Below are 10002 nucleotides of genomic sequence, written 5' to 3' on the forward strand. Positions count from 1 at the left end.
GCCCGGTGTCGTCCACCGCCCCCAACCGGTCCGCATCCCCGTCAAAGGCGATACCCGCGTCCGCCTTCGTGGCCCGCACCTGTTCTATGAGATCCACCAGGTTGGACCGTTTCACCGGATCGGGATGATGGTGGGGGAAGCGGCCGTCGGGCTCGCAGTACAGGGGGATGACCGTACATCCCAGGGATTCCAGAAAATCCCTGGCAAAGAAGGCGGCCGTGCCGTTGCCGCAGTCCACCACCACCTTTAATTTTTTCGGACCCGGCTGGATTTTATCCTTCAGCATGGCCAGGTACTCCGGTACCGGATTTGCCCGTTCCAGTGTGCCCCTTCCTTTTTCGTAGTCCTCCCTTTCCATCAGCAACCGCAGGGCCTGGATTTCTTCGCCGTAAATGGTTCCCGGTCCGCAGGCCAGTTTAAAGCCGTTTTCCGTAGGCGGGTTGTGGCTGCCGGTGACCATTACCGCCCCATCCACGTTGTACAAAATGCGGGCGTAGTACAGAATAGGAGTAATCACGGTGCCGATGTCGGTAACCCGGCAGCCTGTGGCCACCAGGCCCCGCACCATCGCCCCCTTCAAACGGGGAGAGCTCAGGCGGTTGTCCATGCCCACCAGCACGTCTACTTTACCCCGGCGCCGGAGGTAAGTACCAAAGGCCCGGCCCAGGGCTGTCACCGTTTCATCGGTCAGATCCCTGTCGGCCACGCCCCGGATGTCGTATTCGCGGAAAATGTCCCGGTTGAACAATGCCTTTCCTCCACATTGCCTTTTCTTTTACTTTACGACGGTAAAATAAAAAATTCCTCCCCGCGGGGAGGATTCCCGGCAACAATTTCTTTCATGTTTAACATTATATAATTGTTACCATACCCCGCCGCTGAAAAACTGTGGTAAATTATCCCAAAAGGATCCTGCTCTCCAGGGGCCGGCAGGCATTTCTCTATTTAGAGGTGTCAGCGGGAATCGGGATTTTCGTTGGCCAGGCGGGCGGTCTGGGCCGTCCAGGTCCACCGGTTGTTGGCATAATAATTCCACAGGGTGGCGGACAGGATGCCGGCGCCGTTGGCACAAACTGCCGGCAGTCCCAGGTAGCCGTTCAACAGAGCCAGCACGGCCACGTTAATGAGCATACCGGCGGTGCAGCATAGAAAAAACTTTACCGTCCGGCTAAAAAACTGATCTTCCCTGGCTCCGGGCCAGGTAAAGTGGTCATTGAGCAAAAAATTGCTGAACATGGCCAGGGTGGTGGCCACCAGGGCGGACAGGATTACGTCCAGACGGAGCAACCGGGTAAGGAGGAGAAAAAAGAACATATTCATCACCACGCCGCTGGCTCCTACCAGGCAGAACTTCCAGAAACGCAAATCCTCCGGGCTGCTCAGGACCAGGCGCAGCAGGTGGCGCAGGTAGTTGACCTGTTCAGCCAGGGTCATTTTGGAATGGTCTTCCTTCCGGCGCCGGAAGGCATAGGGTACCTCCGCCACCCGCTGGTAGCGTCCCCGTACCAGAACCTCCATAAGAATTTTCCAGCCCAGGGGGGTAAGGTGTGCCCCCTGAACCACCTCCCGGCGCAGCATAAAAAAGCCGCTCATAGGATCACTGATGGGGCGGACCTTTTTGAGCAGCAAACGTCCCAGGCAGCGGGCGGTGAGGGAAATGACCCGCCTGGCGGGAGTCAGGCCTCCGTCGCTGCCCCCGGGCAAAAAACGGGAGGCAATGACCAGATCGTTCCCCTTTTTAATGGCATTCAGAAGGTGGGGCAATACTGCCGGGGGGTGTTGCAGATCCGCGTCCATTACAGCCAGGATATCTCCTTTGGCTATCTGAAAGCCCGCCACCACAGCCGTGGCCAACCCCCGCTTTCCCCGGCGGTGGATATAACGGACCCGGGGGTTGGATAGGGCCAGCTTTTCCAGAACCCGTACCGTACCGTCGGTGCTATCGTCCACGAAGATTATTTCGTATTCCCGGTCCTGCAGGGCAATGCCGATTTGCCGGGCTACCGGTATGATATTATGTTCTTCGTTATATGTGGGAATGATTACGGATAACAACAGTAAAACCTCCTTTAAGCCACCCATTCGCCCCGGGCAAAAATGAAATGTAGAAAAAAGTACAAAGGGGCCAAAAGGGCCAGGACGAAATTATATTCCCTTTCCCCGGTGGTCAGGCGGGCCAGAATCAGGTACAGGGGGAACAGTACCATTACAAACCGGGGCATACTGAAAAGGGGTTCGTGGGTTGCCGGTGAAAGCAATGGCACCAGTAGTCCGGTCAGGACAAAAAAACCGTAGGATGGGCGGAGACGCCATCCTTTAAATAATGATAGAAGAAACAGAGCCACACCATAAAAGGTAAATGATAGATCCAGCAAATTGTGGAAAAAGTTGTAATTATGCCCTATATAGATCATGGTTTGCTTAAAGGTGATCCAGGGCCAGTCAAAATGGCGATCCCAATGCTGCTGGGCGTGCAAGAAAGCCAGGGGATCACCCAGCCTTATTTTCAGATAGGCCATGAACAGGATCGCTCCCAGGGGGATCAGGCCCAGGAAGCAAATATCCTTTTTTATTTTGCCGGACCGGGCCGTGAGGTATTCCAGGAGAAGGGCCAAACTCAAAAAAATACCCATATTTCTGGTGGCGGAGGCCAGCATGCCGGCAGCACCGGCGGGAAGCCACCAGTTACGGCGGGCAAAATAAAAGGCCAGCAAAACCAGGAACAGATAAAGGGATTCCGTGTAGATGGCCGATAGATAAAAGGCGGTGGGGAAGAGGGCCAGATACCAGGTGGCCCGCTGCGCCGACGACATGTCCGTGTCCATCCCGGCCAGTAAAAAAAAGACGGCCAGCAGACCCCACAGGGCCAGATTGGAAATGGCGATTCCCGCCATCACGGGATCCACCCCCAGCCGGGCGCACAGGTGAATCAGCAGGGGATAGAGGGGGAAAAAGGCGGCTGATCTGGTATCATAACCATCCCGGGCGATTTGCAAATACCACCCGGAGTCCCAGCGGTTCAACCCCTGGGTTACGATGTTGGTAATCTCCCTGGGGTCATAATTGCCGGGGAAGAAAACCACCGCAAAATACCCGGCCAGAAAGACAAGCAGCAAGTGGGTCAGGTAGGGTGTAAGCACATCCCGGTGGAAAAGGGGTAATCGACGCCAGAACATCATCTCATCCTCTATAAGATCAGTGAATTTCCAGGCATGGCGTTGCACCGCTCATTCCACAGTTATTACGCCGGCAGTACCATGGCCGTTTTCGGACCGGACCGGCACGGCAGTAGCACATTCCTTTATTGACGTACCGGCAAATTGCTTTATCCAGAGTGGTGGTTGCCATCCTTTTATTTTGACCTCTTTTCTCCATTTCATGCAGGGAAGGGAAAATAAAACGGGATCCGCTGACCCCGTCCCTTGGTCCTTGTTTCTTGGCCCGGTTATCCATTGGGTTTTTCCGGCTATTATTTTGTTTCAGGCCTGCGCCTGCCGCTGCTGGCGAATATGAAAGTGGTTATGTTCTACGGACAGGAGATGAACGAGACCACAGTGGGGACAGGTGATGCTTTCCCGGTCTTTAAAGCGTATTTCTCCGATGCGTTGACCGCAGCAGGTTATTTCCACACTCACCAACTGCCCCTCCGGACGATGGTTTACCCGGTAATCCACCAGGCTTCCAGTATTCATGGCCAACCACTCCCCGATAAGATTTTTTCTATTATACCGTAAAACTGCTTTGCGGGTAAATTTTTCACGGTAAATTAATTTAATTCTTTCTTTCTTAGTGTATAATGTAGCATAGATAACGACCAGGTTCATATTCCAGGAAAGGATGGGTTTGATACTTGACCGGCAAAAGAGAAACAAGCACTCAGGGAAAACGCCGGCCGGGACGCCGGCACAGAAAGGCTTATGCCGCCGGCCCGCCGGTATCGCTGGACCCCTTTCAGGAGCAGGCCATAGAAGCCCTGCTGGAAGGGTACAGCGTTCTGGTAGCCGCCCCCACCGGCACGGGTAAGACCCTCATTGCCGAGAAACTGCTGGTTAATATCCTTTCGGAAGGTAAAGGGGCCGTGTACACCTCACCCATTAAAGCCCTTTCCAATCAAAAATTCCGTGATTTTGGTCAACTTTTCGGTCAGGAGCAGGTTGGTTTGATCACCGGCGATCTTTCCATAAACGAAAGGGCACCTCTACTGGTAATGACCACGGAGATTTTCCGCAACTGGTGTTTTGCCAACCCGGAAGATCTGGCCCATACCTCCCATGTCATTTTCGACGAAATGCACTACCTGGACGATCAGGAGCGGGGAACGGCCTGGGAGGAAAGCATTATTTTTGCCCCGCCCCATATGAAAATTCTCGGCCTTTCGGCCACCGTCCCCAATGTGAGGGAAATTGCCTCCTGGATGGCCGATGTGCGGGGAGAGGTGGTCAAAGTAATTGAAGAGCGCTGCCGGGCGGTTCCTTTGGAAATAGCCTGGATTGCTCCGGGCGGGGAAGTGCTGGACGAGGAGGAGGCCAGGGAAGAAATTGCCGAACGGCAGGAAGTCCGCCGCTGGCGCCATCGTTACTGGGACGGCATGCTGGCGGGGGGACGGGAAGAAGCTAATTTTTGAGGTGATGCAATCCGTGGCCAGTGGTCCCAGCCCCACCTGTGGGGAAGTCATTGCAGCCATTCAGGATCACCTGCCGGCCCTTTATTTTGCCTTCAGCCGCGGCCGTACCGAACTGCTGGCTGAAGAACTGGGACGGGAATGGGATTTTCTCGACGCCGGGGAAAAACGCACCGTAACCCGGATGATCAGGGAAGCGGAAGAGGGGAACCCCGGCCTGTTTGGTCCCCGGCGGCAAAAATTGCGCCGTCTTTTGCACCAGGGAATAGGTTACCACCACGCCGGCCTGTCGCCCCTGCTGAAGGATCTGGTGGAAAGGCTGTACGAATCCCGGTTGATTTACGTATTATTTTGCACCGAGACCTTTGCCGTGGGTGTAAATTTCCCGGCTGCCAGCACGGTGTTTGATTCATGCCGCAAATGGGACGGCCGCGAGTTCCGCCCCCTTTTGAACCGGGAGTTTTTCCAGATGGCCGGCCGGGCCGGGCGCCGGGGGTTCGACCCGGTGGGCCGGGTTTATGTACGCATTGATGAGCGGTTTCCCGAGCAAACGGGCTTTTATCGCGAGGATGGGGTGGAACCGGTGCGAGGCCGTTTGTCCATATCACCAAATACGGTCTTGAGCTTGCTTTGCTGGAAAACCGACGAAGAGATCCGCCGCTTTTTGGAGCAAAATCTGGCCGTTTATCAGAACAGCAGGGAAAGCCGGGAAATTAAAAAAGAGCTGCCCCGGCTGGAAGAAAAGGCCGCGGATCTGGCCAGTTGTTTTTGTCCGGAACGGGGTCAGCCCTGCTGCCAGCTTTTTCGCTTGAAGTTGCGGAAAGAACTGAACCAGCTTAACAAGCGCCGGCGGCGCAACCGGGCGGGAAGCAGGGACCGCCGGGAGGAGATCCGGGCGCTGTTGCAAACCGAGCGCAAAAAATGCCGTTATAAGGCCTGCCAGGAGGCGGAAAAGAAAATCCGCCGTTTGGAAGAAAGGATTCACCTGCTGCACAGGCGCCTGCAGCAGCTGGAGCAAAATTCCCGGGATTACGGGCACGAGTTTAAAAGCGTCTGGGGACTGCTGGAAAGGATGGGTTATGTACAGGGGCGGGAACTGCTGCCCCGGGGCAAATTTGCCCTTTTTGTGCACGTCCAGGAAATACTGGTTACCGAGCTGGTTTTTTCCGGTATCATTCTGGAGTCAACCCCGGTGGAGGTGGCTGCCATACTGGCCGGGGTGGATTACCAGCCCGGCCGGGACGAGCAGGTGGTTTCCCCGCCCTTTTCCCTGGTCCGGGTGGAAGAACTGCGCCGGTTTTTACTGGAAAACGGAGTGCCGGAAAACTTTTGCGTCTGGTCCCCCGTACCTGCGGCGCTGGCGGCGGCCTGGTACGAGGGGGCTTCCTTTGAGCAGCTTCTGGGTATGTGCAACCTGCAGGAAGGGGACGTTTTTTCCGTCATGCGCCGGGAAATAGATCTGTTGCGCCAGATAGAAAGGGCAGCCGGGGAGGACCGCACCCTGGCCGCCCTGGCCCGGGAACTGCGCCGTCGCCTGGACCGGGACGAGGTGGCCGTACTGGGGGTTTAAAGCAAATATTTCAAAACGGAAAAAACAAAAACGGAGCCGAATCTGGCAAAAGAGCGTTTACTTCTGATACATCCATTTCGTCTGATGAATTGAACCGGGGTTTTGCCGGAATTTCCGAAAAACGCTTTGTGGCAGCCCCGACTTTATGACGCCGTCATGCAGATTTTTCTACGGGTATATTTAAAGAATAATTCCCGGGAGACGGGATTTTAGACCACCAAAAAGAAACGGGCTTTCGCCCGTAATCTCTGCCGCCGGTTTGAAAAGTTATGTACGTTTTGGAATATGTGCTGCGGCAGCGGTGTTTTTTCTCTTTTTTCACTTTACTTCCGCAGTTCCGCGGGCACTTCCGGCTGGTAGAAGAAAAGCCAGCTTGCCGGGTAAATGCCTGTTGCGGCCACGACCAGGGTCACAGTGGCGATGATTCCCAGCACCCATTGCTTAAACCGCATGATCCACACCTCCTTTATCCTGGATTAAGAATTGATGTACTCGCAGGAGAAGCCTGTCCAGAGCATCCATGAAGCGGTAACCGGCCGGGGTGACGGTGAAGGACTGGAAAGCCAGGCCCAGGGCACTGGCTATTAGCAAATCTTCCCCTGCGAAGACGAACTGAACCAATATCAGGTAAACCACGGGCACCAGCAGGGAAGCCGCCTTTAACGCCCGGCGCTGGCCGTCCCTGCTTATAGGTTTGGCCGCTGTGTCCGCCGGCGCGTAAAGGATCGCCACAAAAAAGGCAAAGAGAGCTGCGGCAACTGCCATTCCCTCACCGGGAATGCCGTTAAGGGACAGCCACCGGGCGAGATAGCCCAGGCCGGTAAATGTGACCAGAGAACCGGTTAAGCAGCGGTAATAGGCCGTGCAGTGGGCGCCCCCGGCCGCCAGGCGGAAGACCACGCTGGCCACGATGGCGGCAGCTACCTGGGGGAAGATGCCCAGGAGAAGGGGTATGGTTACAAAGCATACCAGCTTCACCAGTGCCCCCAGTAAAAGCTCCAGCCCATAGGCCATCACCGCCGCCCTTTCTTCCTGGTTTACTTCCTTACTAAGCCAGGTGGCCATCTTTACCGCCAGTTGGTGGATCACCCTCAACACCTTCCTTCGGCAGGATAACCGTAAAGATGGTGGGCGGGGAGGAAACCTGCACCTGCCCGCCGTGCTGGATCACAATTTCCTTTACGATGGCCAGCCCCAGGCCCCGGTTATCCCCTTTGGTGGAAAACCCTGGCTCAAAAATTTTCTCCCGCAAGTATTCAGGGATGGCCGGTCCGGAATTGCCCACCTTAAATATGTAGTTCTTTTCATCTTCATGGATTTCCAGGCGGACGTAACGGTCTTTTGTCTCCAGGAACATCACCGCGTCCATGGCATTGTCCAGCAGGTTGCCCAGGATGCGGTTCACATGATAGGGTCGGGCGGTTAGCTGCTCCAAGCCGCTTTCCACAACTAAACCGAAAGAGATGTTTTGGTTGACTGCCTTGGTTGCTTTTTGCTGAATCAGGGCTGCCACCTCGGGCTGTTTTATGCGCAGGGTCTGGGAAGAAATGCGCATGTCCCCGGTCACTTCAGCTAGATACTCCTGGGCACTTTCAGACTTGCCCATCTGCAAAAGGCCGTAAACGGCCTGCAGGTGACTGATAAAATCGTGACGCTGGGCGCGGATGTTACGGATCATTTCCTCCATGTTTTTGATATGTCTGGCCTGTTGCTTGATTAAAATATCTTGTTCTTCCAGGACCATTAATTTACGCATCAAAATTAAGCTTAAAGCGGCATTGCCAACAACCACAATGTCTACAATAATTAACCACATCAAAGAAATTTTTGCATCGCTTATTACCAGATACTGTGTAAAAATGGCAATTATCAGCACCTGACCAAGACTTAAAATAGATAGCAGATAGTTTGGATATGGCAGACTCATAAATGATCTGTCCCCTGATATTTATGTTTTTCCTTATTATTGCCTGGCGTTCTTAAAGTGATCTTTCTTTTTATGCAATACCAGGTAATCAATGATAACGTAACTAATTCTGGAACTGCCGCTAAAATTCGCAAGGTTTGTGAGTGCCATATTGCGGTTATGTTATGATTAGTAATCAAAAGAAGAAATGGCCAATAAAGCAATTCCACTAAGGCTAAGCTAACTATTCCAACCAATGCCACATTCAAAGCAATAACTAAGGAGATTCTAAAAAAGAGCAGAACGAGTAATGTAATTATAATAATTCCAATAAACGTATGCAACCCATACGGTATAGGCAACTCCCGTACAAAATACGACGCCAGGGAAGAAAGCATTGCTGCCGGGATAATTCTTTTCCATTTTAATTCTATACCCATCAGGGTTAAACCCAGGGTCAGGATGATAACGCTCTCAGGGATGGACTGGAAGATTAGTGCCAACAGGGGCATTCGGTCCATTGCTGTCTCTCCACTCAAGATCGTCGGAATGATATCACTCATCACCGGGCTTCAGCCACCCATCATTTGCGGTTTCCCCGTCCTGTACCGCAACACCCTTTCCAGATGAATCCAGCACCTGATACATATTTCTGCATAATTGATTAAACTCCTCCTTTTTCAGGGAAAATTTTGCATAAAAATTTGTTTTTTCGTGGAAATTATTTGGGAATAATCTACCCTAGCTGGAAGATGCACCCATTTCCTGACGGTATTTTTGTGCCCGCCGGCGATAAATGTCGGCCATTGTTTGGAATTTTTCGATTTCTTCCCGGGAAAGCTGCCGGATGACCCGGGCCGGGCAACCCAGGGCCAGATAACCGGCGGGAATTTCCAGGCCTTCCACCACCAGCGCCCCGGCTCCCACTACCGCACCGGCGCCAATACGGGCGCCATTTAGAATTACCGCACCCATGCCGATGAGGGCACCCTCCCCGACGGTGCAGCCGTGCAGGACGGCCCGGTGACCCACGGTAACCCGGTCGCCCACCACCAGTGGGAAACCGGGGTCCTCATGTAATACACAGCAGTCCTGGATGTTGGTGTACGCTCCGATAATCACCCGGTCCGCATCCCCCCGGATCACCGTGTTGAACCAGACGCTGCTCCCCGGGCCGATTTCCACCCGGCCAATTATTTGCGCGCCCGGCGCCACAAATACATCTTCTGCCAGCCGTGGTCGTTCATGGTTAAATGGAAGGATATTCATTGCTTTTCACTCCCTGCTTATCAGTGCAACTTTATGGATCATATTTTGTCTTGTAAAAAAACTTTTCTTTTTCACCTTTATTTTTCCTTCCTAACAGCAAAAAATATATGGTTCACAACTTTGAGTCCCCTGGATGCAGAATAATGGGCATAAAAAAATGGCCCATATCAGGGCCAGTGGGGAAAGGAGAGGCGGTATGTTCATGTGATAACAATCACTTACCTTTATTCTAATCTGGAATACAATGGAGGTCAAACGCTATATTTTTCGCTGACGGGCAATTACGGGAGAATAGATCGGACATGCTTGTCCTGGCGTCTTATTAAGAGTCCTTTTAAGCTTGATTTATATTTTAAAAAGAATGGGAGTTTTGAGCAAATCCCCGGGTGGTCCGGTACTCTGGTAATGATAAGGCGCTGTCCCGAGCATTCCAATGAGGGGGGACAGCGCCGGATCAAGCGTGTTTTGGCATATTTGCGCCCGGGCTCAATTGCAGGCTCAGTAACGGAACTGATCCGACGGTCCGGGGGTAAATGCCGACCCCGGTGGCCGGTATTGCGCCTGTATGTCTCCCGCCTTGTTTGTGGCTTCGTTACGTATTTGATTCACGTCCTGGGGATGGGCTGGGAGGAGAAC

11 protein-coding genes are annotated in these 10002 nt (G+C 53.4%); 2 read left to right on the plus strand and 9 right to left on the minus strand.

Going from position 1 to position 10002, the window contains the following annotated elements; translation table 11 throughout:
* The 4 genes from GFC01_RS17105 to GFC01_RS17120 form a co-directional block, all read right to left on the minus strand.
* Positions 1 to 748 (minus strand): phosphohexomutase domain-containing protein (locus GFC01_RS17105; protein ID WP_479723389.1); only part of this gene is annotated, 748 nt, incomplete at its 3' end.
* 206 nt (positions 749 to 954) lie between these two features.
* A complete protein-coding gene (locus GFC01_RS17110; RefSeq protein ID WP_152948364.1) occupies positions 955 to 2055 on the minus strand; it encodes a glycosyltransferase in 1101 nt (366 codons plus the stop codon).
* A gap of 14 nt (positions 2056 to 2069) precedes the next feature.
* The gene (locus GFC01_RS17115) at positions 2070 to 3176 is read right to left on the minus strand and encodes a mannosyltransferase family protein (RefSeq protein ID WP_194175019.1); all 1107 of its coding nucleotides are present in this window, start codon (positions 3174 to 3176) and stop codon (positions 2070 to 2072) included.
* A 303-nt stretch (positions 3177 to 3479) separates the two neighbouring features.
* Positions 3480 to 3692, minus strand: a complete 213-nt coding sequence (locus GFC01_RS17120) for a hypothetical protein (RefSeq protein WP_152948366.1) — start codon at positions 3690 to 3692, stop codon at positions 3480 to 3482.
* Positions 3693 to 3850: 158 nt separating this feature from the next.
* On the opposite strand from GFC01_RS17120, the gene GFC01_RS17125 reads away from it, so the two are divergent.
* Together GFC01_RS17125 and GFC01_RS17130 are read left to right on the plus strand one after the other, a co-directional pair.
* The gene (locus GFC01_RS17125; protein ID WP_152948367.1) at positions 3851 to 4624 is read left to right on the plus strand and encodes a DEAD/DEAH box helicase; all 774 of its coding nucleotides are present in this window, start codon (positions 3851 to 3853) and stop codon (positions 4622 to 4624) included.
* Between the two features lie 4 nt (positions 4625 to 4628).
* Positions 4629 to 6191: a helicase-related protein gene (locus tag GFC01_RS17130; protein ID WP_152948373.1), complete on the plus strand. Its 1563-nt coding sequence runs from the start codon at positions 4629 to 4631 to the stop codon at positions 6189 to 6191.
* Between the two features lie 323 nt (positions 6192 to 6514).
* Here the strand turns inward: GFC01_RS17130 and GFC01_RS17135 are convergent, their stop codons facing one another.
* The 5 genes from GFC01_RS17135 to GFC01_RS17155 all read right to left on the minus strand — a co-directional run bounded on the left by GFC01_RS17135 (position 6515) and on the right by GFC01_RS17155 (position 9366).
* The gene (locus GFC01_RS17135) at positions 6515 to 6643 is read right to left on the minus strand and encodes a cyclic lactone autoinducer peptide (RefSeq protein ID WP_152948368.1); all 129 of its coding nucleotides are present in this window, start codon (positions 6641 to 6643) and stop codon (positions 6515 to 6517) included.
* On the minus strand, positions 6633 to 7280 hold the full coding sequence (locus GFC01_RS17140; protein ID WP_152948369.1) for an accessory gene regulator B family protein: 648 nt from the start codon (positions 7278 to 7280) through the stop codon (positions 6633 to 6635). The genes GFC01_RS17135 and GFC01_RS17140 overlap by 11 nt, the downstream gene beginning before the upstream one ends.
* Positions 7240 to 8118, minus strand: a complete 879-nt coding sequence (locus tag GFC01_RS17145) for a sensor histidine kinase (RefSeq protein WP_152948370.1) — start codon at positions 8116 to 8118, stop codon at positions 7240 to 7242. Before GFC01_RS17145 ends, GFC01_RS17140 begins: the two co-directional genes overlap by 41 nt.
* Entirely contained in the window at positions 8115 to 8663 is a 549-nt protein-coding gene (locus GFC01_RS17150) for a hypothetical protein (protein ID WP_152948371.1), read from the minus strand. Before GFC01_RS17150 ends, GFC01_RS17145 begins: the two co-directional genes overlap by 4 nt.
* Positions 8664 to 8838: 175 nt before the next feature.
* A complete protein-coding gene (locus GFC01_RS17155) occupies positions 8839 to 9366 on the minus strand; it encodes a gamma carbonic anhydrase family protein (protein WP_152948372.1) in 528 nt (175 codons plus the stop codon).
* Positions 9367 to 10002: the final 636 nt, after the last annotated feature.

Source organism: Desulfofundulus thermobenzoicus (assembly GCF_009428905.1).
Classification (GTDB): Bacteria; Bacillota; Desulfotomaculia; order Desulfotomaculales; family Desulfovirgulaceae; genus Desulfofundulus_A; species Desulfofundulus_A thermobenzoicus.